Origin of the sequence: Providencia rettgeri, from assembly GCF_041075285.1 — a bacterium.
GTDB lineage: Bacteria > Pseudomonadota > Gammaproteobacteria > Enterobacterales > Enterobacteriaceae > Providencia > Providencia rettgeri_G.
The window spans coordinates 1,363,448-1,388,827 of record NZ_CP163512.1 but is presented as its reverse complement, the minus strand read 5'-3'; the positions used below and the strand labels follow the sequence as shown (position 1 = coordinate 1,388,827).

At 41.0% G+C, this 25,380-nt stretch carries 23 protein-coding genes and 1 tRNA gene; 12 read left to right on the top strand and 12 right to left on the bottom strand.

Annotated features, from left to right (window positions below):
• Positions 1 to 72 precede the first annotated feature (72 nt).
• Positions 73 to 993, bottom strand: a complete 921-nt coding sequence (gene galU, locus AB6N04_RS06275; protein ID WP_369311035.1) for a UTP--glucose-1-phosphate uridylyltransferase GalU — start codon at positions 991 to 993, stop codon at positions 73 to 75.
• Between the two features lie 164 nt (positions 994 to 1,157).
• Positions 1,158 to 2,168, bottom strand: a complete 1,011-nt coding sequence (gene rssB, locus AB6N04_RS06270) for a two-component system response regulator RssB (protein WP_369311034.1) — start codon at positions 2,166 to 2,168, stop codon at positions 1,158 to 1,160.
• 125 nt (positions 2,169 to 2,293) lie between these two features.
• Here rssB and AB6N04_RS06265 point away from each other — a divergent pair, with 125 nt between their 5' ends.
• The 3 genes from AB6N04_RS06265 (at position 2,294) to AB6N04_RS06255 (ending at position 3,969) form a co-directional block, all read left to right on the top strand.
• A complete protein-coding gene (locus tag AB6N04_RS06265) occupies positions 2,294 to 2,773 on the top strand; it encodes a YchJ family protein (RefSeq protein WP_369311033.1) in 480 nt (159 codons plus the stop codon).
• A gap of 101 nt (positions 2,774 to 2,874) precedes the next feature.
• A complete protein-coding gene (gene purU, locus AB6N04_RS06260; protein WP_369311032.1) occupies positions 2,875 to 3,723 on the top strand; it encodes a formyltetrahydrofolate deformylase in 849 nt (282 codons plus the stop codon).
• 161 nt (positions 3,724 to 3,884) lie between these two features.
• Positions 3,885 to 3,969: transfer RNA gene (locus AB6N04_RS06255), tRNA-Tyr, on the top strand.
• Between the two features lies 1 nt (position 3,970).
• On the opposite strand, the gene AB6N04_RS06250 is transcribed toward AB6N04_RS06255, so the two are convergent.
• The gene (locus AB6N04_RS06250; protein ID WP_369311031.1) at positions 3,971 to 4,846 is read right to left on the bottom strand and encodes a LysR family transcriptional regulator; all 876 of its coding nucleotides are present in this window, start codon (positions 4,844 to 4,846) and stop codon (positions 3,971 to 3,973) included.
• A gap of 487 nt (positions 4,847 to 5,333) precedes the next feature.
• Between AB6N04_RS06250 and xthA the strand changes: the two genes are divergently transcribed.
• Positions 5,334 to 6,146, top strand: coding sequence for an exodeoxyribonuclease III (gene xthA, locus AB6N04_RS06245; RefSeq protein WP_369311030.1), 813 nt, complete (start codon positions 5,334 to 5,336; stop codon positions 6,144 to 6,146).
• A gap of 200 nt (positions 6,147 to 6,346) precedes the next feature.
• Here the strand turns inward: xthA and AB6N04_RS06240 are convergent, their stop codons facing one another.
• Genes AB6N04_RS06240 through AB6N04_RS06230 form a run of 3 tightly spaced genes read right to left on the bottom strand, consistent with a single transcriptional unit; the run spans position 6,347 to position 9,881 of the window.
• Complete coding sequence (locus AB6N04_RS06240; RefSeq protein WP_369311029.1) at positions 6,347 to 8,272, bottom strand: DNA topoisomerase III; 1,926 nt, start codon at positions 8,270 to 8,272, stop codon at positions 6,347 to 6,349.
• 3 nt (positions 8,273 to 8,275) lie between these two features.
• The gene (selD, locus tag AB6N04_RS06235) at positions 8,276 to 9,319 is read right to left on the bottom strand and encodes a selenide, water dikinase SelD (protein ID WP_369311028.1); all 1,044 of its coding nucleotides are present in this window, start codon (positions 9,317 to 9,319) and stop codon (positions 8,276 to 8,278) included.
• 10 nt (positions 9,320 to 9,329) lie between these two features.
• Positions 9,330 to 9,881 (bottom strand): NAD(P)H nitroreductase, encoded by a 552-nt coding sequence (locus AB6N04_RS06230; RefSeq protein ID WP_369311027.1) that lies wholly within the window; start codon positions 9,879 to 9,881, stop codon positions 9,330 to 9,332.
• Positions 9,882 to 10,288: 407 nt separating this feature from the next.
• Here AB6N04_RS06230 and sppA point away from each other — a divergent pair, with 407 nt between their 5' ends.
• From sppA to AB6N04_RS06210, 4 genes are all read left to right on the top strand, one after another.
• On the top strand, positions 10,289 to 12,145 hold the full coding sequence (gene sppA, locus AB6N04_RS06225; protein ID WP_369311026.1) for a signal peptide peptidase SppA: 1,857 nt from the start codon (positions 10,289 to 10,291) through the stop codon (positions 12,143 to 12,145).
• Positions 12,146 to 12,311: 166 nt separating this feature from the next.
• Positions 12,312 to 13,331, top strand: a complete 1,020-nt coding sequence (ansA, locus tag AB6N04_RS06220; protein WP_369311025.1) for an asparaginase — start codon at positions 12,312 to 12,314, stop codon at positions 13,329 to 13,331.
• Positions 13,332 to 13,346: 15 nt separating this feature from the next.
• The gene (gene pncA / locus AB6N04_RS06215; protein ID WP_369312009.1) at positions 13,347 to 13,982 is read left to right on the top strand and encodes a bifunctional nicotinamidase/pyrazinamidase; all 636 of its coding nucleotides are present in this window, start codon (positions 13,347 to 13,349) and stop codon (positions 13,980 to 13,982) included.
• Positions 13,983 to 14,055: 73 nt separating this feature from the next.
• Complete coding sequence (locus AB6N04_RS06210; protein WP_369311024.1) at positions 14,056 to 14,802, top strand: hypothetical protein; 747 nt, start codon at positions 14,056 to 14,058, stop codon at positions 14,800 to 14,802.
• Between the two features lie 72 nt (positions 14,803 to 14,874).
• Here the strand turns inward: AB6N04_RS06210 and AB6N04_RS06205 are convergent, their stop codons facing one another.
• Both AB6N04_RS06205 and msrB read right to left on the bottom strand, forming a co-directional pair.
• Complete coding sequence (locus tag AB6N04_RS06205) at positions 14,875 to 15,129, bottom strand: YeaC family protein (protein WP_369312007.1); 255 nt, start codon at positions 15,127 to 15,129, stop codon at positions 14,875 to 14,877.
• Between the two features lie 178 nt (positions 15,130 to 15,307).
• Positions 15,308 to 15,721, bottom strand: coding sequence for a peptide-methionine (R)-S-oxide reductase MsrB (gene msrB, locus AB6N04_RS06200; protein WP_369311023.1), 414 nt, complete (start codon positions 15,719 to 15,721; stop codon positions 15,308 to 15,310).
• A gap of 355 nt (positions 15,722 to 16,076) precedes the next feature.
• On the opposite strand from msrB, the gene gapA reads away from it, so the two are divergent.
• Positions 16,077 to 17,072, top strand: a complete 996-nt coding sequence (gene gapA, locus AB6N04_RS06195; RefSeq protein ID WP_369311022.1) for a glyceraldehyde-3-phosphate dehydrogenase — start codon at positions 16,077 to 16,079, stop codon at positions 17,070 to 17,072.
• 231 nt (positions 17,073 to 17,303) lie between these two features.
• Positions 17,304 to 18,185, top strand: a complete 882-nt coding sequence (locus AB6N04_RS06190; protein WP_369311021.1) for a D-hexose-6-phosphate mutarotase — start codon at positions 17,304 to 17,306, stop codon at positions 18,183 to 18,185.
• Positions 18,186 to 18,250: 65 nt separating this feature from the next.
• On the opposite strand, the gene AB6N04_RS06185 is transcribed toward AB6N04_RS06190, so the two are convergent.
• From AB6N04_RS06185 to fadR, 4 genes are all read right to left on the bottom strand, one after another.
• Entirely contained in the window at positions 18,251 to 19,003 is a 753-nt protein-coding gene (locus AB6N04_RS06185) for a MipA/OmpV family protein (protein WP_369311020.1), read from the bottom strand.
• Positions 19,004 to 19,135: 132 nt separating this feature from the next.
• Entirely contained in the window at positions 19,136 to 20,215 is a 1,080-nt protein-coding gene (alr, locus tag AB6N04_RS06180) for an alanine racemase (RefSeq protein ID WP_369311019.1), read from the bottom strand.
• A gap of 61 nt (positions 20,216 to 20,276) precedes the next feature.
• On the bottom strand, positions 20,277 to 21,578 hold the full coding sequence (locus AB6N04_RS06175) for a D-amino acid dehydrogenase (RefSeq protein ID WP_369311018.1): 1,302 nt from the start codon (positions 21,576 to 21,578) through the stop codon (positions 20,277 to 20,279).
• Positions 21,579 to 22,084: 506 nt separating this feature from the next.
• On the bottom strand, positions 22,085 to 22,801 hold the full coding sequence (gene fadR / locus AB6N04_RS06170) for a fatty acid metabolism transcriptional regulator FadR (RefSeq protein ID WP_369311017.1): 717 nt from the start codon (positions 22,799 to 22,801) through the stop codon (positions 22,085 to 22,087).
• Positions 22,802 to 22,996: 195 nt separating this feature from the next.
• Here fadR and nhaB point away from each other — a divergent pair, with 195 nt between their 5' ends.
• Both nhaB and dsbB read left to right on the top strand, forming a co-directional pair.
• Positions 22,997 to 24,544, top strand: coding sequence for a sodium/proton antiporter NhaB (nhaB, locus tag AB6N04_RS06165; RefSeq protein WP_369311016.1), 1,548 nt, complete (start codon positions 22,997 to 22,999; stop codon positions 24,542 to 24,544).
• Positions 24,545 to 24,701: 157 nt separating this feature from the next.
• The gene (dsbB, locus tag AB6N04_RS06160) at positions 24,702 to 25,223 is read left to right on the top strand and encodes a disulfide bond formation protein DsbB (RefSeq protein ID WP_369311015.1); all 522 of its coding nucleotides are present in this window, start codon (positions 24,702 to 24,704) and stop codon (positions 25,221 to 25,223) included.
• The last annotated feature ends 157 nt before the right edge of the window (positions 25,224 to 25,380 follow it).

The window sequence follows — 25,380 nt, the reverse complement described above, 5'->3', positions numbered from 1 at the left end:
TACTGCCTATTTGTCTGCATAAAAAAGGCTAACCCCAAAAGTTAGCCTTTAATAAAAGTTGATGAATTGAAACTATTTAGATTTATTTAATGTTGCTGCTAATTCTTTCACCCATTGGGTAAAATCGCTGCCTAATGTGTCGTGCTGCATTCCGTATTCAACAAAAGCTTTCATGTAACCTAATTTATTTCCGCAGTCATGGCTTTTACCACATAAGTGGTAGGCCTCAACGGGTTCATTATTTTCCATCATTAAAGCAATAGCATCTGTTAATTGGATTTCATCGCCAGCACCGGGAGCCGTTTTGGCTAATGCATCCCAAATTTTCTCGGATAATACATAACGCCCTACGATAGATAAATTAGAAGGGGCTTCATCTTGTTTTGGTTTTTCAACCATACGTATAATTTTTTTGCTATCACCTGGCTGTAATGTTTCGCCATTACAGTCTACGATACCATAATTAGAAACTTCCTCTTGTGGTACGGGTTCAACCAGAATTTGGCTGGCTCCTGTTTCCTCAAAGTGTTCAAGCATCTCACGCAAATTAAATTTAGTTAAATCTGTACTGTAACGATCTAAAATTACGTCAGGTAAAATTACAGCAAAGGGTTCTTCACCAACCAGTGGCTTAGCACATAAAATGGCATGCCCCAACCCTTTTGCAATACCCTGACGTGTTTGCATAATCGTAACATGGCTAGGGCAAATAGATTGTACTTCATCCAAGAGTTGACGCTTAACACGAGCTTCTAAAATAGCCTCTAATTCAAAGCTAGTATCAAAATGGTTTTCAATTGAATTTTTAGAAGAGTGTGTAACAAGGACTATCTCATTAATACCCGCAGCAATACACTCATTCACAACGTATTGGATCAACGGTTTATCAACGATTGGCAGCATCTCTTTAGGGATCGCTTTAGTTGCAGGCAGCATCCTTGTTCCTAATCCCGCAACAGGGATCACCGCTTTACGCACCTTACGTTGTGTCATTTTATCACTCCAGAAATTTTCTACATATCTATACCTCATTTATCCAAAATGTGAATGAGGCATTTTAAGTGCGCAGCAGTATATCAGGAATTGTTAATGAATAAATAGCGATGAGTCTGATTGGTTTTATTTAATCCGTTACTGTGACGCTTTTTAAGATAGTGTTAATTCTCAGGATTAAACATAAGTTTTATTTTCTGGCTATTATTGCGAATTAAACACTGCCAAGCCGTCCCTTTGATATCTAAATGGTTTGGATGGTAAAATTTTAGCGCGCCCAAAGGGATGCTTCTGTTCAATTTAAAATGAGATTCTTCTGTCGTCACTTCTGCTTCTAAACCTGCACTTGCCATAATAATGGCTTTATTTTCGGTATTAAAATAGCCAAGAAGTAATGGAAATTGACCGTTAAAGCCTGAATCTTCGAGTAAGTGATTTATTTGATTAATGATTTTATTAATATTGGGTAATTTTTTATCTGGATAGCTCACCGCATTTTTCAGTAGATCATTAAAAACAACGCGGATCAAAAATGCAGCCATAATCCCCTCTTGTGGAGAGCGTTCTGTATCAATACAGTAAAAACCGATTTGACTGTCTGAAATTGGTGCTAAATCTAATAACAATCCGAATCGGTTCACTTCGTTCAGTTGACGATAGTTAATACGATAACCATTAATCATTTGATGAACAGGTGGCTGCAATTGCTTTAAAACCGCTAACATATCTTGCGTATTACTTTGCATTAGCGTGGCCATGTGGTGTATTTCATCACCCAATTGCGCAGCAATATCATCTTTTTCGGGATATAACGCAGACAAAATAGTGATTTTGACTTCATCTAAATTTTTTATCGGTTTAAGTAATGCATCCTTAGCGCCAAGGCGAAACATGCGATCGAGTTGGGTAAAATCTGTCGTTGCAGAAATAACAATCACAGGCGTGGTTATGTTTCTAGCAACTAATTCACGCATAAAGTCTTCCCCATTCATCACTGGCATATTAAGATCACAAAGAATAATATCAGGGTTAATTTTCTCAACGGTCAGCATCTCAATGGCTTGTTGACCATGGCTTGCGGTATAGATCTCTATCTCTAAACTTTCTAAATAGGTTTTCAAGATAGTACAGAAGGTAACTTCATCTTCTATTATCAATATTTTTCTATTTTTCATGTGATACCTACCGCAATGACCCTGTTTAATTAACAATACTATTATTCATATTATAAAATTATTTCTAACCTATCTTTTGAGTATAGTGATTTTTTAACCTTCTACTTATTTTTATCGAGAGTATTATGTATCAACGAGAAGAAAGTAAGTGCTATTGCGGTAATAAAGCACAATTTGAACATTGTTGTGCTCCCTTTTTACGCCATGAAGCCACACCAGAAACCCCAGAACAGCTAATGCGCTCACGTTATAGCGCTTATGTCCAACATGACGCTAATTATCTAATTGATACATGGCACCCTGATTGCAATGCAGAAATCTGGCGACAAGAAATCACAAAGAGCTTCGAGCAAACACAATGGCTAGGGCTTCGTGTTATTAGTTCTTCTTATGCCAAAAATCCTGATGAGGGTTATGTCGAATTTTCGGCTTGCTTTATTGATGAAAAAGCTGATCATAAACAGCTTATTCATGAACGTTCCCGCTTTATTCGTTTGAATTCGCGTTGGTATTACCTGGATGGTATAAGCCCTAAAGTTGGGCGAAACGATTTGTGTCCTTGTGGTTCTGGCAAAAAATATAAAAAATGCTGTGACCAATATTAGTCTATTTCGTTAAAACACCATCGCTCTATCTACGCGGGTTCATTGTACTGTCTGTTATTGGCCTAAAAATAGGCTTTGTTAGTTAAGGATTAAACAGTTTCATGCAACACAAAATTGTACAAAAAAAAATCCTCAGGACCATTTGCCCTGATGCGAAAGGATTAATCGCTAAAATCACCAATATTTGTTACAAGCACCAACTCAATATTGTGCAAAATAATGAATTTGTCGATCACCACACTGGTCGTTTTTTTATGAGAACGGAGCTTGAGGGAATTTTTAATGATGAAACTCTCCTTGCTGATCTTGATGATGCACTACCCGCTGGTTCAAAACGTGAACTGAATGCGTCCGGCCGCCGCCGAATTGTCATCATGGTGACTAAAGAAGCACATTGCTTGGGCGATTTACTAATGAAGAGTGCTTACGACGGGTTAGATGTTGAAATCGCAGCCGTTATCGGTAACCACGACACGCTGAAAGACCTAGTTGAGCAATTTGGTATCCCATTCCATCATATTAGCCATGAAGGTTTAACTCGTGAGCAACACGATGAAAAAATGACTGCGCAAATTGACCAGTATCAGCCTGATTATGTGGTATTAGCAAAATACATGCGTGTTCTAACCCCGGAATTTGTTCAACACTATCCAAACCAAATTATTAATATTCATCATTCATTTTTACCTGCTTTTATTGGTGCCCGCCCTTATCACCAAGCCTATGAGCGTGGTGTGAAGATAATCGGTGCCACTGCGCACTTTGTAAATGATAATTTAGACGAAGGTCCTATCATTACCCAAAACGTGATTAACGTTGACCACACTTTTACTGCGGATGATATGATGCGTGCGGGTCGTGATGTTGAAAAAAATGTCTTAAGCCACGCACTGTATTGGGTCTTAGCACAACGTGTATTTGTCTATGGCAACCGCACAATCATTTTATAAACTCATGCAAACAACCCTTTGTTTGTGATAATTGCTTTTTTTACAAGCATCAAGAACAAAAAAGCAGCAAACAAATGTTTTATTGAAAATTAATACTTTACAGCGGCGCGTCATTTGATATGATGCCGCCCGCTGTGAACGATTACAGCAACTCAAAATCTGGTGGGATACCCAAGCGGCCAAAGGGAGCAGACTGTAAATCTGCCGTCACAGACTTCGAAGGTTCGAATCCTTCTCCCACCACCATCTAAAGGCACTCAATTCCAAGTTTATCAACCACTCCCATAAAGCGATTTAATACACTTGAATGTGCTTTTGACTTATAGACATAGCATTCACTCTGTCCCAATAATTTATTCAATGATATATATATTAATGACTTATCAATTAATTCTTCTTCGGGATAGTGATCAATAATGCCAATAAAATCACCATCTTGAATAAAACTCTGGCAACAACCAATATTATCCATTTGCCGCACACTCACTTTATTATCGACTGTTTCGATTTTTTCTAATAACTCACTCATTAGTGAGCTTTTATAAAATGCAGGATCACAAAGCCATGTGCTTTCTTGTAATAATGCAACAAGATCATAATGAAATTTTTCATAAAGTTCTTTGCGACAATAAATACCAAGCGGTGAATTTTCTATTACTTTTTGTAATGAAAATCGTTCACTCACCACTTGTTCAGAACTTAAAATTAGCGTGTTGCCATCATAATCCACAATTTCATCTACTTCATCATAATTAAACCTTAATATGTTTACTTGTACATTATTCTGATGAGCAGCTTGGTAAAGATTAATTAAATGATTTTCTTTCCCCCAGTCATAATAAATATTTGCCTCATTGACAATATAACCTGAAAAATGTTTTTTAGTGATTTCCTTCTCCTGCAAGTACAGATCTCTAAGATCATTATAAAGTTCTTGGCCATCCTTAGTTAATGTCATTCCAAATTTTTCTCGTTTAAAAAGCCGTTTACCTAGGCTGGTTTCGAAGTCCTTGATAGACTTCGCGATAGGAGGCGTCGTTCGATTCATCACTCTAGCCGCTTTACTTAACGAGCCATTTTCAACAACCGCCATAAACGCCTCTAATTTTCTTGAAAAGAACATATCTATGACCCCATTCCATTTATTAATATGTTAATCAACAAAATTATTATCTATAAGATAATATATTGATTAGCCCATAACTAAAATTATTCAATAAAAAATAAAATCCAATTTTTTATTGAATAAGTAACAATATTTCATAAAAGTATTTTTATAATTTCCAACATAGCAAAGCAATATATTATACTGTTTATTTTGATTATTTTTTATTCCACCATTATTAAATCACATTAAAATAAAAATAACCAATTGACTTTAAATGAAATTAACAGCGGTTATTTTAATTGACAAACAAATTTTTCAATCATAAATCATAACGCTATATTACAGATAATTTAAACACTGCTAATAAATTATAAGTAATTAAATATTCCTTTATTTATTTTTAATAGGGACTAATCTATCATTTACATCCGATGGGTTACAGTACCGATTCCATCTGTTAGAATTAACAGTAAGAATACTAAAAATAGGTGATAAAAAATCCATGAAATTCATATCGTTTAACATTAATGGTCTTCGTGCTCGCCCGCACCAACTCGCCGCTATTGTCGAGAAACATCAACCAGAAGTCATCGGCTTACAAGAAACCAAAGTTCATGATGATATGTTTCCTTATGATGAGGTGAGCAAACTCGGTTATCATGTTTTTTATCACGGTCAAAAAGCCCATTACGGTGTTGCCCTGCTAACAAAAAACGAGCCTATTGCTGTCCGTAAAGGTTTCCCGACAGATGATGAAGACGCTCAGCGCCGAATTATTATGGCGGATATTCAAACGGAACGGGGCCTGCTCACGGTCGTTAATGGTTATTTCCCACAAGGTGAAAGCCGCGACCACCCAACAAAATTTCCCGCGAAAGCGAAGTTCTATCGTGACTTACAAAACTATGTGACCTCTACACAAACTGCGGACTCCCAATTATTAATTATGGGAGATATGAATATCAGCCCGACAGACTTGGATATTGGCATTGGTGATGTTAATCGCCAACGTTGGTTAAAAACGGGAAAATGTTCATTTTTACCTGAAGAACGTGAATGGCTCAATACCCTTCTCGACTGGGGCTTAGTCGATACATACCGCGCGAAAAATCCTGATGTTGATGATTGCTATTCATGGTTTGATTACCGTTCGAAAGGTTTCGATGATAACCGAGGCTTACGCATTGATTTACTATTAGCTTCTAATAAACTCGCTGAGCGCTGTATTGCAACCGGGATTGACTATGAGATCCGTGGCATGGAAAAACCTTCTGATCATGCCCCTGTGTGGTCTGAATTTGATTTAAGCAAATAATGGTTGATAAAAAGGTGCTCAATTGAGCACCTGAGGTTGTTGACAAAGCGGGAAAAAGCGTGGTTTTTCCCACTTTGTGTTATCAGGCGAAAATCAATGTATTGATTTTCCTTGTTTATTTTCAAAACCTATCCAACCTGCCGCCAAACATGTTATGTTTGTCAGCAGTCTGAAGCGCTCAATTGAGCGCCTTTTTATCATTACTCCTCGTTGCTTTTGCTCTTCTTAGTTGTTTTTGTTGGTTTCTTACCACTCTTACTCGGCGGAGGGGGTAACTCTCTAAAAGCGCGTAGATTGGTAAACTGACGTGCATGATGAATAAGCTGTATCAATGTTTCACTTAATGGCTGCATAAAATCATCATAACGGGATTGTTTTTCACTGATTTGGGTTAATACCGACTCCCAATGGGCGGTCATATCCGGCAGCGTGGCCATATCAGGTAATACATGTATTAGCGCTCTGCCCGCTGGTGATGAATGGATATAACGCCCTTTTTTATACAGAAATTGGCGCTTAAATAATAAATCAATAATACCTGCTCGAGTCGCCTCTGTGCCAAGGCCGTCAGTTTCTCGCAATACTTTTTTTAATGCTTTATCTTGTACAAATCGCGCAATACCTGTCATGGCAGATAACAAAGTCGCGTCAGTAAAAGGCCTCGGTGGCTGAGTTTGCCTTTCAACCACCTCCCCTTTTTCACACAAAAGCTCATCATCTTTGCTCACCACAGGCAACGGCATGCCATCATTTTCGGCGTCTCGTTCTTTACCACCTAAAACAACTCGCCAGCCAGCTTCAGCGAGGAATCGAGCTTTAGCAATAAATTTGCCTTTTTCGATTTCCAACTCAATTGTGCATTTACGAAACACCGCATCAGACATAAATTGGATAATATATTGACGGGCAATTAATTGGTAAATATTGCTTTCATTTTCCGTTAATTTTACTGCTGTTGCTTTCGCCGTAGGAATTATCGCATGGTGCGCATCCACTTTTTTATCATCCCAGCAGCGATTTTTTTTATCTAATTCCGATAATTCAAACTCGGTTAAATCGGGCTGATGAACAGCAATCGCATTCAATACACTGTGACGCCCCGCAAAGTGCTCATCAGGTAAATAACGGCTATCCGAACGCGGGTACGTGATCAATTTGTGGGTTTCATATAAGCGCTGGCAAATATCCAAAACTTCTTGTGCACTTAACGCATACTTTTTAGCGGCTTCAATCTGTAATGCAGATAACGAAAAAGGCAACGGCGCAACTTCAGACTCGCGCTTATCTTGATACATAGTGACAATCGCGGGTTTACCTTCAATACGCGAAACCACATGCTCAGCCAACGGCCGATGAAATAAGCGCCCTTCTTCGTCTTGAAAATCAATACAAGACTCGCTCGGTTGCCAAGTCGCAACAAAACGTTCATCTTTTGGCGTTACAATATGTGCTTTTACTTCAAAATAATCCTTTGGTACAAAGTGCTCGATCTCTTCATCACGCCTAACGACAAGCCCTAAAACTGGGGTTTGTACACGACCAACAGAAAGCACCCCTTGATAACCCGCACGCTGCCCAAGCAATGTGTAAGCACGAGTCATATTGATACCGTACAACCAATCTGCTCTTGCTCTAGCAAGGGCGGAAACGCACAGCGGGATAAACTCACGGTTTTCCCTTAGCCGTTCGATAGCACGCTCCACCGCTTGAGGATTAAGATCATTGATCAAACAACGTTTAACCGTTTTGCGTTTTTCAGCATCGAGTTTTAGAAAATCGAGCACTTCGTCCACCAGCAACTGTCCTTCTCTATCAGGGTCTCCTGCATGGATCACAACCGTTGCTTGTTTGAGCAATGTTTCGATTGTTTTCAGTTGTTTGGTAACTGCGGGGCGTGGTTTTAACTGCCATTTTTCAGGGATAATTGGCAAGTCTTGTAAATTCCAACGCGCATAGCGAGGCTCATAAGCATCGGGCTCAGCCTGTTCAAGAAGGTGACCTATGCACCATGTGACCGTTTGACCATCACCACATTTAATAAAGCCATCCCCTCGCTGATGAGGTTTTGGCAATACATCGGCAATCGCCCTAGCGAGACTCGGTTTTTCCGCAATAAACAAACGCATGAATTAATCTATCACTTCAACTAATGGGACATTGTCCTGATGGGGGAGTAATTTTCCGATAGACTGTAACAAAACACCTTGCTGCTGTGCAATCTCTTTAATTTTAGCAACTTCTGTTGGTTTTACTGCGATAAGTAACCCCCCAGAGGTCTGCGGATCACACAATAGCTGGCACTGCATATCACTCATAGGCCCTATCAGATGACCATAACTGTCAAAGTTACGTGATGTCCCCCCTGGCACACAGCCCGCCGCGATATATTTTTCAACATCCGCTAATTTCGGGACTTTGCCAAAAGAAACCTGAGCACGGACACCCGACCCTTCACATATCTCGCTTAAATGACCAAGTAAACCAAAGCCTGTGACATCTGTCATCGCCATAACACCTTCGATGGGTGCAATAACCGCGCCGAGTTTATTTAACTGACACATGGTTTCAGCGGCAAGGTGTTGGTGCTCCGCTTTGAGTAAGCCTTTTTTCTCGGCTGTTGTTAATACGCCAATACCAAGCGGTTTTGTTAAAAACAGTTCGCAATCAGCTGTTGCTGCACTGTTTTTCTTCACATACTCAGTGTTAACCACCCCAGTCACTGCCAAACCAAAAATTGGCTCAGGGGCATCAATAGAGTGCCCCCCCGCAAGGGAGATCCCGGCATCCGCACAAGCTGCACGCCCACCTTCAATAACCTCACGCGCAATCTCTGGTGGTAATTTGGCGATCGGCCATCCTAAAATAGCAATAGCCATAATTGGCTTCCCCCCCATCGCGAAGATATCGCTGATGGCATTGGTTGCTGCAATACGCCCAAAATCGAATGGGGAGTCTACAATTGGCATAAAAAAGTCAGTGGTACTGATGATCCCAATACCATTACCTAAATCATAAACCGCAGCATCATCCTTGGTTTCATTACCAACTAACAAATGAGGATCATGAAATTTAGCTTGTTCTGTGTGTAAAATTTGTTCTAGTACTTTTGGGGCAATTTTACAGCCACAACCTGCACCGTGACTGTATTGGGTTAATCTAATTTTCTCAGTCATTATTTTTCTCTTAAAAATGCGTGATAAAGCCATCCATATCAGGACGTTGAACTTTAGTTGGTGCTTTTAGTTCAGGAGTGCCTAAGTAAAGGAAACCGACAATACGGTCATTTTCACCACAACCTAACCCTGCACGCACAACCGCATCTTCCGTCCATGAACCTGAGCGCCAAATTCCCCCAAAGCCTTGAGCTACCGCAGCCATTTGCATTGCTTGAACAGTACAGCTTGCGGCAACCAACTGCTCCCATTGTGGTACTTTTGGATGATCTTTCATTTTCGCGATCACCGTAATAATTAATGGTGCGCGAAAAGGAGCATTACGTGCTTTTTCTTCCACTTCTGCCCCCAACTTGCCTTCAATTGCTGCTTTTTCAAGCAATTGACTAAAACGTTTAAGCCCCTCATCTTGCATAATAACAAAATGCCATGGTCGCAGCGCACCGTGGTCTGGTGCTCTCATACCCGCGACGAGGATATTATCAAGCGCTTCACCTTCTGGCGCTGGCGTGGTGAGGCGAGAAGCTGAACGACGGTTCAACAAAAGGGTTAAAGCATCCATATTTGTCTCCGATTAAGAGTAGACTGATTTGATAATCATTCAATCAGGTAATTATACCCACACAACCTATTGTTATAGTAAGCTTATTGGTAAACAATGGCTAAGCTAAACGATTAATGCGGGTTGAATTAATTAGATCATTAATTCATTGAATTATATCATTTGTCGTCAGTGAAAAATATCACTGTAACAGTGTATATCACGCATAACCGATTTGTTATGTATAAACAATGATCCATTAGCAACGAACTGTATTGTTAACGAATATAATTGAAAGCTGTATCCAATATAGCTTGTGCGACAAGTAGGCAGTAAGCGTTTGGTCCCTATCCACAGACACCCGTTTGTGATTAGGGCGAATGCGTGCGACCAACCTGTAGTGCAAAATATGCCGGATAGGAGAAAAAATGCGTCAAATATGGGACATCCTCGCCACCATCTTTAAAATCAGTTGGAAGGCACTTAACTTTATTCGGGAATTCGTTTTTAACGCGATTTTCCTTGTGCTGATCTTAATTGTTATTGGCTCTTTTGCCCTTTATCAATCAGGATCTGAGCCTGAGAAAAACTACTATGGTGCGTTGTATGTGGATTTGCAAGGTGTGGTGGTTGACCAAGTTTCTGCACCCGACCCATTTGGGCGCATGAGCCGCGAGTTATTAGGTACGTCAAATAACCGTATGCAAGAAAACTCGCTATTCGATATTGTTGATACCATTCGTACTGCTGCGGATGATGACCGTATTACAGGTATGGTTTTACGCCTTGATAACTTGGTCAGTGCAGATCAACCGTCCCTCGCTTATATCGGTAAAGCCATTGCGCAATTTAAGCGCAAAGGCAAGCAAGTCTACGCCGTAGGCAGCCATTTTACCCAACCCCAATATTATCTTGCCAGCTTTGCAGATGATATTTATCTCACCCCGCAAGGTTCAGTTGGCTTAAATGGTTTTGCAACAAACAGTATTTACTATAAGTCGCTGTTAGAAAAACTGAAAATTAGTAGTCATATTTTCCGCGTTGGCACATATAAATCCGCCGTTGAGCCCATGATGCGTGATGATATGTCCCCTGAAGCACGTATCGCTAACCAACAATGGTTAAATGCGTTGTGGAATAACTATTTGGAGGCTTTAGCGACCAACCGTAAAATGACCACAGCACAAATTTTCCCTGGCGCTGAGGCGATTATTAGCCAATTACGCGCCGTGAAGGGGGATAGTGCGCAATATGCATTAAAGCAAAAATTAGTGGATAAAATTTATACCAACCAGCAAGTTGAAGATATTCTCAGTAAGCACTTTGGTTGGAATAAAGAGGCCAAACAATTCAATAATATTAGTATCTATGATTACTCTGCGAAGATCGCAGACACTACGGCAAACCAAGGTGGTAACATCGCGGTGATCGTGGTGCAAGGCGCTATTATGGATGGTCCTCAAACGCCGGGCATTGCTGGAGGTGACACTATTGCCTCACAAATACGCGATGCGCGCCTCGATGATAACATCAAAGCCATAGTGTTACGTGTGAATAGCCCTGGGGGTAGCGTCAGTGCGTCTGACCTGATCCGCAGTGAATTAGCCTCAGCCCATGCCGCAGGTAAGCCCGTTGTTGTTTCGATGGGAGGAATGGCAGCGTCAGGAGGTTACTGGGTTTCAACACCGGCGGACTATATCATTGCGAGCCCGAACACACTTACGGGTTCCATTGGTATTTTTGGTGTGATCAATACGTTTGAAAAATCGTTAGATTCAATTGGGGTGTACACTGACGGTGTAGCCACCTCCCCACTTGCAGATATTTCCATCACCAAAGGGATTAACCCACAATTTGCCGATATGATGCAAATCACGATTGAAAACGGCTATGACACCTTTATTAATCTTGTGGCAAAATCACGGAACAAAACCCCTGAACAAATCGATAAAATTGCCCAGGGTCGTGTTTGGATCGGCCAGGATGCACTAAAAAATGGCCTTGTCGACCAGCTTGGTGATTTTGATGATGCTGTGGATAAAGCCGCAGAATTGGCTAAACTATCTGATGTGCAGTTAAACTGGATGAAACCGGAGCTATCCTTTATGGATCAGTTGCTACTTGAGTTAACCAGTAATGTACAAGTTGCGATGCCAGATGCGCTACAACTATTTTTACCCCCTGCGGTGGCGACGGATATTCGTCAACAGGCTCAATTTTTCTTAAAAATGAATGATCCACAAAACCGTTATGCATTTTGCTTAAACTGCGCTGAAATTAACTAATTTTCTCCCCTTCCGTTTACGGGAGGGGATTTCGCTCACAATAGACTAAAATCACCTCATTTAAATCTGCAAATTAGCAATTTAACGATAGTAATGCACCAGTAATTACGTCAAAATTCAGATAATTATTTTCACTTCTTTATGCACTTATAAATTAGGTAATCAAATGCAGAAGAAATCCATTTATGTCGTCTATACTGGCGGCACTATCGGTATGCAACACTCCCCACAAGGCTACATTCCTGTCTCGGGCCATTTACAAGCACAATTAACGCAGATGCCTGAATTCCATCGCCCGGAAATGCCTGAATTTACCATTCGAGAGCACCAACCGTTAATAGACTCATCTGACATCACACCGGAAGATTGGCAAGTAATTGCGGATGATATTCGGCAACACTATGACCAATATGATGGTTTCGTGATTTTGCATGGTACCGATACAATGGCATTCACCGCGTCGGCTCTTTCTTTTATGTTTGAAAACTTAAAGAAACCTGTAATCGTGACAGGGTCACAAATTCCATTAGAAGCCTTACGTTCTGATGGGCAGACGAATCTATTGAATGCATTATATTTAGCCGCGAATTATCCGATTAATGAAGTGGGTTTATTTTTCAATAATAAACTATTCCGAGGAAACCGCACGGTTAAAGCCCATGCAGATGGTTTCGATGCATTTAGTTCACCCAATTGTTCACCATTGATGGAAGCAGGAATTCATATTCGCACATTTAGTACTTGCCCTGCACCGATTGGCGTAGGCGAATTTAAAACGCATCGCATAACCCCTCAGCCTATTGGCGTTGTGACACTCTATCCGGGGTTATCTATCGATATTGTTCGCAATATTCTCCAGCAACCGGTCAAGGCATTGATCTTACGTTCTTATGGTATTGGGAATGCGCCTCAGCAACCGGAACTGCTGCGCATTCTACGCGAAGCCACTCAACGTGGGATCATTGTTGTTAACCTGACACAGTGCATTTCAGGACGTGTTAATATGGATGGTTACGCGACGGGCCATGCCCTTGCCGAATCGGGCGTGATCAGCGGTTATGACATGACTTTTGAAGCGGCGTTAAGTAAATTACATTATTTACTGAGCCAAGATTATACACCTGCGCTGATCCGCGAATTAATGCAAAACAATTTACGCGGTGAATTGAGCTATGCTGATGAATAAATAGATGAGGAAATGATGAAAACGGCCTTATTGCTAGTCGATTTGCAAAATGATTTCTGTACAGGCGGCGCTCTCGCCGTGAATGAAAGTGAGCACGTTATAGCCGTAGCCAATAAAGCAATCGCGGTTTGCCAACAAAAAGGGATTGCCATTATTGCGAGTCAAGATTGGCATCCCGCCAATCATTTAAGTTTTGCCTCAAATTCAGGCACGCAAGTTGGTGATATTGGTGAGCTCAACGGGTTGCCTCAAGTATGGTGGCCCGTGCATTGCGTGCAAAATCAGCAGGGAGCCAATTTTCATCCTCAATTGAATGTACACGCTATCCAAGAGACGTTTACGAAAGGTGAAAACCCGCAAGTCGATAGTTACAGTGCTTTTTTTGATAACGATAAAGTCAGCCAAACACGCTTACATGCATGGCTACAAGCTCAGAATATCAATCAGTTGGTTGTCATGGGGATAGCCACCGATTATTGCGTTAAATTTACTGTGCTTGATGCCTTAAACCTTGGCTACCGTGTCGATGTGCTGGTTGATGGTTGCCGTGGTGTTAATTTATTACCGAACGATAGTGAACGTGCGATCCAGGAAATGCAGCAACAAGGTGCCAATATAGTGACTTTAGAAGATATTGAGCGGTTAAGCTAAACTGGTTAACTCTCCTATATATTAATAATTGATAATACCCTTAATAGCTTATGAACAAAAGGATGATGTAAGCATGAAAAAATTGAGCCTCGCTGTTTGGGTTGGGTTAATCTTAGATTTGGTTTTGTTAGGTTGTATTTGGTGGATCACTACCACATTAAATGACTACCAAGATGCGTTAGACTATTCAGACCGCCAACTTGCAACAGTATTATCCTATTTATATATGCCGATGGCGATTAGTTTAATCTTACAAATCATTAGCTTACCTATTTTATTTAAAATTCCCAAACTCGGCTTAACCTTTGCTGTGCTGGGTTCGATTTGTTTTCTGCCACTTTCATTGGTGTTTATCACGGGCTACTCCATTAGCTATGAAAACTGGATCAACAAAAAATTGCCCCGTTTTTCTCCACAACCCACAGATATCACATTGAAATTTAAATCATCTCGATTTAATTTATTAGGTGTGATTTACATCATATTAGGGGGGATTATGCTAGTTATCGGTGCAAGTATCGGCTCGCTGATTGTCGGTATTGCTATCTTATCCTTCTATATCGCTGCACATTTAAAAGACCGCACCATGATTGGTATATCTCAAGATAAGCTTATTTTAACACCTAGCCAATTCTCGGATACCTACCTAGTCCCACTGAAAGATGTTTCGCTCATTAAAGAAAATCGAGCTATGTTTAAATTGCATATTCAATCTGAAGGCATAGACCGTAAATGCGTATTTCGCAAAGGAATGATTGAACAAGCTGATTTCCAAACAACATTGACAGCAATTTTTTCACAACTCAATAAGCCTGAATAACCACGGCTTTAAAGGGGATAAAGGCAAGTATCCCCTTTAATAACCACCCATTTTGCCGTTAATCTCGCAGTGCTAATTATCATTTTGTGGTTTTAATGTCGCGAGACGATCCCCTTGGAACATCGCTTTAAGCTCTTGCTTGCTCTTCATGGTGATCTCACCGTTTGTGCCGACAGTCATGTGTTCAGGGTTATGATTATTGCGCGATTGCCACAGCATCACCATTTGCAAACTATGTTCTTTCTGCTCTGCCGTTAAAGGGATACCATCAGGCCATTTTCCTAATTCAACAGCCGTAACGAGGCGCTCATAAATTTCTGGCGTCATCACAGCCAGTAATTGCTCAATATGTTTAGGGTCGATGTCTACGCTCACGGCACTGCTCCTTTAAAAAATAAAAATTGTTTTTTGACTAAACTGTTCTAACCTTTAGCTGAATCGTTACCGCTCAGTATTGTTGATATAAAATTATAGACTTCAGCAGCCTTCAGCAGCCTTCAGCAGCCTAACCTCGTGTCTTTTCGCCTGATGCTTTGTCCAAAAAGCTTAAGGATGCTGAATTAATACAGTAACGTTGACCCGTTGGCATGGGACCATCTGGAAATACATGCCCTAAATGAGCATTACAATGTTGGCAGCGAACCTCAATGCGATGCATGCCATGGGAGAAATCTTCGATGTATTTAATCGCATGCTCGTTCACTGGTTCATAAAAGCTTGGCCACCCACAACCTGCGTCAAATTTGGTTTCAGACATAAATAAAGGTGTACCACAACACAGACATTCGTACACACCTTCTTTACGGTTATGCAATAATTGACCGCTGAATGGCGGCTCCGTGCCCGCTTGCTGTGTAACATAGCGCTGCATTTCATTTAAACCTGAAATATCAACGTGTTGCTTATCTTTATGTGACATGACTTACCCACGTATTTAAATAGTTTATTCGGTTGATGACTATCATACTGCAATTTCGAGCAACAAAAAATTAACAACATTTTTTGTAAAACTATTCTAAACTAAGAAGCATCTTACTTTCCGTTTTGATTTGTGAACCGTATCACATATATCACTGATAGATGGTTTCATTATGCTGCACAATCCCGATAATACGTGCGGCTGTATTTGCCGCTGAAGTGGCTGACAAATAAGCAGTTGGTGGTATCAGAATTGATTTTTTTCAATAATTGACACGATTCCGCTTGACGGCTGGCAAGGTTTTGGTAACTTTAACTACAACTTAATTCACGAATAAATAGCTGGTGGAAATACTATGACTATCAAAGTAGGTATTAATGGTTTTGGTCGTATTGGCCGTATCGTTTTCCGTGCTGCACAAGAGCGTTCTGATATCGAAATCGTTGCAATCAACGACCTGCTCGATGCAGAATACATGGCTTACATGCTGAAATACGACTCAACTCACGGTCGTTTCAACGGTACCGTTGAAGTTAAAGATGGTCACCTGATTGTAAACGGTAAAAAAATCCGTGTTACTGCAGAAAAAGATCCTGCAAACCTGAAATGGAACGAAGTCGGTGTTGATGTTGTTGCTGAAGCAACAGGTATCTTCCTGACTGACGAAACTGCGCGTAAACACATCCAAGCAGGCGCGAAAAAAGTTGTTCTGACTGGTCCTTCTAAAGACGATACCCCAATGTTCGTTATGGGCGTTAACCATAAAGCTTACGCAGGTCAAGAAATCGTATCTAACGCATCTTGCACAACTAACTGCTTAGCTCCACTGGCTAAAGTTATCAACGACAAATTCGGCATTGTTGAAGGTCTGATGACCACTGTTCACGCAACAACTGCAACTCAAAAAACTGTTGATGGCCCTTCTCACAAAGACTGGCGTGGTGGTCGTGGTGCGGCCCAAAATATCATCCCATCTTCAACAGGTGCTGCTAAAGCAGTAGGTAAAGTTATTCCTGAGCTGAACGGCAAACTGACTGGTATGTCTTTCCGTGTTCCAACACCAAACGTTTCTGTTGTTGACTTAACTGTTCGTCTGGAAAAACCAGCAACTTACACTCAAATCTGTGACGCAATCAAAGAAGCAGCGGCAGGCGAGCTGAAAGGTGTTCTGGGTTATACTGAAGATGACGTTGTATCAACTGACTTCAACGGCGAAAAACTGACTTCTGTGTTTGATGCTAAAGCAGGTATCGCACTGAATGACAACTTTGTTAAATTAGTTTCTTGGTATGACAACGAAACGGGTTATTCAAACAAAGTATTAGACCTGATCGCTCACATCTCTAAATAAGAGCTGTAAAGCAACCAGTCTGACTGAGCCGCCATTTGGCGGCTCTTTTGTATCGTCTCGAATGCTGCATTAAAATTTTCTCTTACGTTATTTATCTTTAATCCATTATTCGATACCGTATAAAACCACTTTCTGTAAAATTAAAGATAAGTGCCATACACCGCACAAATCCGCTACACGCAAAACGTATAATGCGTATTAACGCTGTCTCTATCAACACAGGCCGATACTATGCACGACAAAATTTTTGCTTTACCTGTCATCAAACAACTTTCCGCTTATATCACTCAACGCCAATTAGGTGAGCTCCCTCTGATCGTGGTTTCTCACCCAAAAGTTCGTGGTGCAGTGAGTTTACAAGGCGCACATCTGATTGATTGGCAGCCTTCAGGGCAAAAACCTTGCCTCTGGTTAAGTTCAGAAAGTGCGTTTAAAGAAGGTGTAGCAATCCGTGGAGGCGTTCCGATTTGTTGGCCATGGTTTGGCCCTGTTGCTAGCCCAAGCCACGGTTTTGCCCGTATTTTGCCTTGGCAGTTTACCGCACATAATGAGCATGATGATGGTGTGATCCTTACTTTCACACTTACTGATACCGAATATACCCGTAAATTATGGCCTCATGAGTTCACCTTGATTTTACGAATGAAACTCGGTGAAACTTGTGAGCTTGAGCTCGAAAGCTACGGTGATTTTGAAGCCACCGCCGCATTACACTCCTACTTTAATATCAGTGACATTCACAAAGCGACGGTTTATGGTCTTGGTGGTCACTATTTTGACAAAGTCACCGATAAAGAAGTATATGAGTCTGAACCGTTAAAATTTAACAAACACACTGATCGCATCTATTCTGAGCCCGAAGAATACAGCTTACTGCGTGATGATGGTTGGAACCGTACCATTGAGCTACACCACTACCATAACAGTGATGTGGTATGTTGGAACCCTTGGGCAGAATTGTCATGCAGTATGCAAGATATGCCAAATAATGGTTACAAACAGATGGTATGTGTTGAAACGGCCAGTATCAATGTGCCAATGAAAAGTGATGCCCAGCACCCTGCCCGCCTGTCGTTGGTCATGGTGAGCCGGGATAATAAGCCACAAGATTAATCCTGAAGCAAAATAAAACCCCAGTAAGCACATCTCACTGGGGTTTAGTTATTTTTCACTACCCATTAGAATGTGTAAGTGACACCTGTCCACATAATGGCAGAAACAGATTTATTAACCATAGGGCTATCTTTAACTTCACTTGGCAGGCGGTCAATACGCCCCAGTGCAAACACAGTCCAATTTTCGTCGAAACGGTAGTTACCCGTGACTTCCATATATGGCGTCCAACTTGAGCCTGGATTATACCGTTTTAAACCACTATTACGGGACTCTTTTGACGAAACGCCGTATTCATAACGGTTTTGGTTTTTGCTATCCCATTTAATTCCTAGGCCGGGTGTGATAGACCATTTATCACCGTTGAAACCGTATAGATAAGCAAACTCACCACGAATACCATTGCTGATCCCAAGGATGTCACCTGAAATATTGGTACGCAATGTTCCCCAGTCAGCTTTATGGCGGTATGTTAAACCTGTCATGACAGTATCACGACGACGGTCTAATTCACGCATGGCTTTGTCATCATTGTCTTTAGGTTTAAAGAATTGTGGATAATAGAATGCATCTAAAGATAACTGATCTTGCGTATCATTCCACAAATAGTAACCCGCCGCTAATGTATGAAAGTAAAAATTCTCGCTATCATAATTCACAATGGGAACTGGTGTAAGATAGTCACGAGACTTAATGCCTTTATACGGCGTAGACTGCGCCAATACCGAACCACCAACAGACCATGTTCCAGCTAATGCCGCGCTAGATAATACACTTAACGCCACAGCAAGTGTGGTTAACTTAATTGTTTTAGACATAAATTAAACCTAAAAAGAATGAGAAACGGATCAAAGTTATATGTTATATCAATATGCAAAGATCCCCAATCTTCAAAATCAAAATCACACTTAAAGTTAAATATATGCGGGTTCAACAACATTGGTGAACAATTATTCTACGCTTTTTTCGTAACGAATAGGAACTCTTTTTGCAAGGGCACACAGTAATTCATAGCCTATCGTCCCTGAAGCTTGTGCCACATCATCCACAGGTAAATTCTGCCCCCACAACTCCACTTTCGCCCCTAATTTCACATCACTACAATCAGTAATATCAATACTCAACATATCCATAGAAACTGCACCTAATAGCGCACAGCGTTTTCCATTGCACCAAACGGGAGTTCCATTCGGTGCATGACGTGGATAGCCATCAGCATAACCACAAGCCACTGTCGCAATACGCATCGGTTTGGATGAAGTAAATCGACTCCCATAACCTATCGACTCCCCAGCAGCGATGTCATGTATTGCTATCACCTCTGACTGCAACGTCATCGCTGCTCTTAGCGAATATTGTTGAATATCCGCTGATCTGCCACTTGGGGATGCACCATACAGTAATATTCCCGTTCGTACCCAATCATAATGTGTTTCTTTGTGCCAAAGTGTTGCACCAGAATTGGCAATACAGGTTTGTAAAGACAAATGACCAAACTGTTTGATTTTCTCGAATGGTTCAGCAATCCCATTGCACCTATCTGAGTTTGCAAAGTGGCTCATCAAAGTAACGCTACTGACATTGGGCATTTTTACCAATCGTTCCACCACTTTTTGATATTCACCTACGGAAAAACCTAAGCGGTTCATACCGCTATTGAGTTTCACGTATACCGAAATTGGTGCGGAAAGCTGCGCATTTTCAATAGCATAAAGTTGCCATTCACTGTGTACACTCGTCGTTAGATGGTACTGATCAATCATCCCCAAATCTTGAGGTTGAAAAAAACCTTCAAGGAGTAAAATAGGGCCGGCCCAACCTTCTTCGCGCAGTAATATCGCCTCTTGAAGATCTAACACGGCAAAACCGTCTGTATCACTCAGTGATGACCAAATATGCTTGATCCCGTGGCCATAGCCATCCGCCTTCATAACTGACCAAATTTTCGCCTGACCGGTGTGCTGACGCACAACTGATAAATTATGTTGCAGATTGTCTAGATGGATAACAGCACTAATTGGGCGTGGCATCTTAATTCCTTAAATATATGTCTATTGTTATATCAACACATCGGTCACATAGTTCATCAAATTAACGTGCGGGGTTAAGATGCCCACTTGCCACTAATTTTGTATTAAACCCATCGAGATACCGTGATACCGATAAGTCATCAGAAGCAATGGCGGGTGTGTTACCTGAAATTAAATCCGCCAGCAACTTCCCTGCACCACATGCCATTGTCCAACCCAGCGTACCGTGTCCCGTGTTAAGATATAAATTGCTATACGCGGTTGGCCCAACGATGGGGGTACCATCTGGCGTCATCGGCCTTAGCCCTGTCCAAAATTGAGCTTGAGCGATATCCCCCCCACCTTGATATAAATCTTGTACCACCATTTTCAACGTTTCACAGCGTTTTTTCAGGATAGTTAAATTAAACCCAACCACTTCCGCCATGCCACCAACACGAATGCGCTCATCAAAACGCGTGACTGCAATTTTATAGGTTTCATCTAAAATGGTTGAAGTTGGTGCTCTTTGAGGATCAATAATTGGCATCGTCAACGAATAGCCTTTTAATGGATAGACGGGGATTTTAACCAATTTTTGTAATATCGCCGTAGAGTATGAACCCATAGCAACAACATAGCGATCCGCCTGCATAATTTGCCCATCAATACGGACGCCGCTAACACGTTGCCCTTGGGTTAATATCTGTTCAACCTGCATGCCAAATTGGAATTTAACCCCCGCATCACTCGCCATTTTAGCGAGTTTTTTCGTAAATTGCTGACAATCGCCAGTTTCATCATTCGGTAAACGTAAGCCCCCCGTCAGCTTATGCTTCACATATTCAAGTGCAGGCTCTGCATTGACTAATTCATCAGACGTTAATAGCTCGTACGGTACGCCCTCTTGTTGCAGTACAGCGATATCGTTAGCAGCATTATCAAATTGTTTGGCTGTACGAAATAGCTGCAATGTTCCCCCTTGCCGCTCCTCGTAATGAATACCCGTATCCTTTCTAAGCTCACGCATGCAATCGCGACTATACTCAGCGATACGCACCATACGGCTTTTATTCATCGTATAGTGTTGAATATCGCAATTTTTCAGCATTTGCCACATCCAACGCAGTTGAAACAATGACCCATCTGGTCGAATTGCTAATGGCGCGTGTTTTTCAAACATCCATTTCACTGCTTTCAGTGGAATACCCGGCGCGCCCCATGGCGTTGCATACCCCGGGGAAACTTGCCCTGCATTACCTGCACTGGTTTCTTCCGCAGCATCGTGCTGCCTATCCACAACAATGACTTCATGGCCTTCTTGCGCCAAATACCATGCTGTTGTCACACCAATAACACCTGCACCTAACACTAGAATTTTCATAGGATCCTCAGCCGCAAAATGATGACTTATTCATTAGAATAATATTCTAGTATTCTTTTGCCAATGCAGTGGATTAACACTTTTAACAATTCAGATAAAAAATTCAATTATTGTCACATTATATTTACAAAATAGATTTTAATGCTAAGACCCAGAATAACGCTTTCTTATACGATGCTTTATTATCAGTAAGTTACACATAAATTAATAAAAAATAGCGAAACTACTGATATCTTTTTTAGTAGAATCTATCAATAAGCAAAAAATGGCTATTGATAATGCTTTAATCACACATACCCAAAAAAGCACAACCAACAAACTTATATCCCAACAAATTTACTATAAGCAGATTATTGTTTGAATATGGCAATTTCACGCCAAGATAGCGGCAGCTCCCTTGCGTATTTTTGGTTAAGGGCAGTAAAAAGGAAACTCCGTGTCAATGAATAGCAAAAAGCCAGCAATCATCACTGAATGCTGGCTTGACAAAACAGGTTTTCACCGTGTTAGCGAATATGCGCTAAATCAGATGGCATATTGCCTTGCATGGAATGCCAAATTATGCCACTTTCTTTACCGTAATTACGTACACATTCCATAATGCGATCATACGCTTGTTCACGGCACAGGTGACTTAACTGCTGATAAAAGCTTAATGCTAAGCGCCTTGCCTCTGGATTCGAAAAATAGTATCGCCCAACACGGGTATACAACCCCTTTAACCCATTGATAATTAAACCATAAATGGGGTTTCCTGATGCAAAAGCTAAGCCGCGAAAAATATTGTAATCCAAATCACTAAATGCATCTGAGTTATCTTCGACTTTTTCTCTGCCCGCTAACACTTCTAAGGACTTTTCTGGGTTATTCCGAAATGCCGTTCGGATAAAAATCGAGGCAATATTTGTTCGTACTGCCAGTAAATTATCAATAAGTTGTGGAACCCTATCGTGATCTAATCGAGCTAATGTTTCTAAAATATTTAAGCCTGATGTCTCCCAATAGTTATTCACCTTAGTCGGTTTACCATGCTGTATGGTTAACCAACCATCACGAGCTAGCCGCTGTAATACTTCACGCAATGTGGTGCGGGTCACACCAATTAACTCAGAAAGTTCGCGCTCAGCAGGCAAGATTGAACCTGGTGGAAAACGGTTGTTCCATATACTTTCAATAATATACTCTTCCGCAAAACCTGCCGGGCTTTGAGCTTTAATAACCATATTTTTATTATTCCAAACCTTTTAAACGGATATTGGGGAAATCATACCAGATTGTCGTCCTCTGATATAGTTAGCAAATCATAGAATTCCCATATAATTCATACAGTATCAATTAGCAAATAGACTTAAAATCCGTAAAAGATAAGAGTAGTATGTGATGTCACATGACATCCAATAAGAGGATAACGGATCATAATGGATTTTAGTTTAAAAAGTGCATTTTTGAAAAACTTTCTTGGGAATTCACCTGATTGGTACAAGCTTGCGATAATTACTTTTCTCATCATTAACCCTATTGTTTTCTATTTTGCCAGCCCGTTTATTGCTGGATGGCTATTAGTGATTGAATTTATATTCACATTAGCAATGGCATTAAAATGCTATCCATTACAACCCGGTGGCCTACTCGCAATCGAGGCCGTGCTCATTGGTATGACAAGCCCTGCGCAGATTTCCCATGAAATCAGTAACAATCTTGAAGTCGTTTTACTGCTGATCTTCATGGTAGCTGGTATCTATTTTATGAAGCAGCTTTTGTTATTTGTATTTACCAAATTACTGATAAACGTCCGTTCTAAACGAATTCTGTCATTAGCTTTTTGCTTAGCAAGTGCGTTTCTATCTGCTTTTTTAGATGCTTTAACCGTCATTGCTGTCGTGATCAGCGTTTCAATTGGTTTCTATTCTATTTATCACCAATATGCATCAAATCAACACAGTGATATTGACCTGCAAAATGATAAATTCATCAATAGCAGCGAACAAAAACAAACCTTGGAGCAATTTCGCGCGTTTTTACGTAGTTTAATGATGCATGCTGGGATTGGTACGGCCTTGGGTGGTGTAATGACCATGGTCGGTGAACCCCAAAATTTAATCATCGCCAAACACGTTGATTGGGATTTTATTACTTTTTATATTCGCATGGCACCTGTCACTATCCCAGTTTTCCTCTGTGGGTTAGTCGTTTGTTTTTTAGTTGAAAGATTCAAACTCTTTGGTTATGGGGCAGAACTACCAACTAGTGTGCGCCAAATTTTAACCGACCACGATAAAAAAATGAGTGCCAAACGGACAAAAAGGGAACAAGCACAATTGTGGGTGCAAGGCTTAATTGGCATATGGCTTATTGTCGCTTTAGCATTCCATTTTGCCGAAGTCGGGCTTATCGGTTTATCCGTGATTGTGTTAACGACTGCATTTTGTGGCATCACTGACGAACATGCACTGGGTAAAGCGTTCGAAGAAGCCCTCCCTTTCACCGCATTATTAACCGTATTTTTCAGCATCGTTGCTGTTATTATTGACCAACAGCTATTCACACCGTTTATTCAGTTCGTATTACAATCATCCGAGTCCTCTCAACTGTCCTTATTTTATCTGTTTAATGGCTTGCTATCTGCCGTATCAGACAATGTTTTTGTCGGTACAGTGTACATTACAGAAGCCATGAAGGCCGCAAATGAAGGGCTTATTTCAGCGGAACAATACCAATTCTTAGCCGTAGCCATCAACACAGGGACAAACCTCCCATCGGTGGCAACACCTAATGGACAAGCCGCATTTTTATTTTTATTAACCTCAGCCCTCTCCCCATTAATTCGTTTATCTTATGGTCGAATGGTATGGATGGCTCTTCCTTATACCATTGTCATGACCATTGTTGGCTTATTAGGCATTGAGTATTGGTTGGTGCCAATAACACATTGGATGGGCGCCATTGGTTTAATATCTTTTGGGTAGTGATGATGTGTAATATCAATCAGGCGTTTTTCCTAGCGCCTGATTGTAATGTTTGGTAAAACCTAACTAGAAACGGTATTTATTTTGCTTTAAGCGCTTTTTTTATCAGTCAGATAGGGGCAAAATGTGCGCATCACTCAATTAGGATATCTCACGTATGTTTCGATTTTTTAACTACTGCTCACAAGGACGAGGCGCGTGGCTATTAATGGCCTTTACCGCCTTTATGTTAGAGTGTGCCGCACTGTATTTTCAACATGTCATGAAATTACAACCCTGTGTAATGTGTATTTATGAGCGTGTTGCATTGTTAGGCGTGATGTTCGCAGGCTTAATTGGTGCCATCGCACCACGGAATGTTATCGTTCGCTGGGTTGCGATTGTTATCTGGATTTACGCCGCTTGGCGTGGTTTAAGCCTCGCATGGGAACACACCATGCTGCAACTTTATCCTTCACCATTTGCTTCTTGCGATTTCTTTGTCAACTTCCCTGACTGGCTACCTCTGCAAGAGTGGGTTCCTGCCATGTTTGAAGCAACGGGTGACTGCGCTGTAAGGCAGTGGGTATTTATCGGTCTTGATATGCCGCAGTGGTTAATTGGTATTTTTGCAGCTTATATTTTAGTTGCGGTTATTGTACTCATTAGTCAATTTTTCCCTAGTAAAAAATCACGTTAGTCATATCTGAACTGAAACATGTAAAAAGCCCCCAATTAAAGGGGGCTTTCAGACTGCTGACAAACCGATTAGGTTTGCCAGCAGGTTGGATAGGTTTTGAAAAAATAAGGAAAATCAATATATTGATTTTCGGCTGATAACACAAAGTGGGAAAAAC

Coding starts and splice junctions, on each gene's coding strand:
- sppA (WP_369311026.1), top strand. CDS start 10,289: ATGCGTCAAATATGGGACATCCTCGCCACCATCTTTAAAATCAGTTGG.
- ansA (WP_369311025.1), top strand. CDS start 12,312: ATGCAGAAGAAATCCATTTATGTCGTCTATACTGGCGGCACTATCGGT.
- AB6N04_RS06205 (WP_369312007.1), bottom strand. CDS start 15,129: ATGACGCCAGAAATTTATGAGCGCCTCGTTACGGCTGTTGAATTAGGA.
- galU (WP_369311035.1), bottom strand. CDS start 993: ATGACACAACGTAAGGTGCGTAAAGCGGTGATCCCTGTTGCGGGATTA.
- AB6N04_RS06190 (WP_369311021.1), top strand. CDS start 17,304: ATGCACGACAAAATTTTTGCTTTACCTGTCATCAAACAACTTTCCGCT.
- AB6N04_RS06175 (WP_369311018.1), bottom strand. CDS start 21,578: ATGAAAATTCTAGTGTTAGGTGCAGGTGTTATTGGTGTGACAACAGCA.
- msrB (WP_369311023.1), bottom strand. CDS start 15,721: ATGTCACATAAAGATAAGCAACACGTTGATATTTCAGGTTTAAATGAA.
- AB6N04_RS06230 (WP_369311027.1), bottom strand. CDS start 9,881: ATGGATGCTTTAACCCTTTTGTTGAACCGTCGTTCAGCTTCTCGCCTC.
- xthA (WP_369311030.1), top strand. CDS start 5,334: ATGAAATTCATATCGTTTAACATTAATGGTCTTCGTGCTCGCCCGCAC.
- dsbB (WP_369311015.1), top strand. CDS start 24,702: ATGTTTCGATTTTTTAACTACTGCTCACAAGGACGAGGCGCGTGGCTA.
- alr (WP_369311019.1), bottom strand. CDS start 20,215: ATGCCACGCCCAATTAGTGCTGTTATCCATCTAGACAATCTGCAACAT.
- AB6N04_RS06185 (WP_369311020.1), bottom strand. CDS start 19,003: ATGTCTAAAACAATTAAGTTAACCACACTTGCTGTGGCGTTAAGTGTA.
- fadR (WP_369311017.1), bottom strand. CDS start 22,801: ATGGTTATTAAAGCTCAAAGCCCGGCAGGTTTTGCGGAAGAGTATATT.
- AB6N04_RS06210 (WP_369311024.1), top strand. CDS start 14,056: ATGAAAAAATTGAGCCTCGCTGTTTGGGTTGGGTTAATCTTAGATTTG.
- AB6N04_RS06240 (WP_369311029.1), bottom strand. CDS start 8,272: ATGCGTTTGTTTATTGCGGAAAAACCGAGTCTCGCTAGGGCGATTGCC.
- AB6N04_RS06250 (WP_369311031.1), bottom strand. CDS start 4,846: ATGTTCTTTTCAAGAAAATTAGAGGCGTTTATGGCGGTTGTTGAAAAT.
- gapA (WP_369311022.1), top strand. CDS start 16,077: ATGACTATCAAAGTAGGTATTAATGGTTTTGGTCGTATTGGCCGTATC.
- selD (WP_369311028.1), bottom strand. CDS start 9,319: ATGACTGAGAAAATTAGATTAACCCAATACAGTCACGGTGCAGGTTGT.
- pncA (WP_369312009.1), top strand. CDS start 13,347: ATGAAAACGGCCTTATTGCTAGTCGATTTGCAAAATGATTTCTGTACA.
- AB6N04_RS06265 (WP_369311033.1), top strand. CDS start 2,294: ATGTATCAACGAGAAGAAAGTAAGTGCTATTGCGGTAATAAAGCACAA.
- nhaB (WP_369311016.1), top strand. CDS start 22,997: ATGGATTTTAGTTTAAAAAGTGCATTTTTGAAAAACTTTCTTGGGAAT.
- rssB (WP_369311034.1), bottom strand. CDS start 2,168: ATGAAAAATAGAAAAATATTGATAATAGAAGATGAAGTTACCTTCTGT.
- purU (WP_369311032.1), top strand. CDS start 2,875: ATGCAACACAAAATTGTACAAAAAAAAATCCTCAGGACCATTTGCCCT.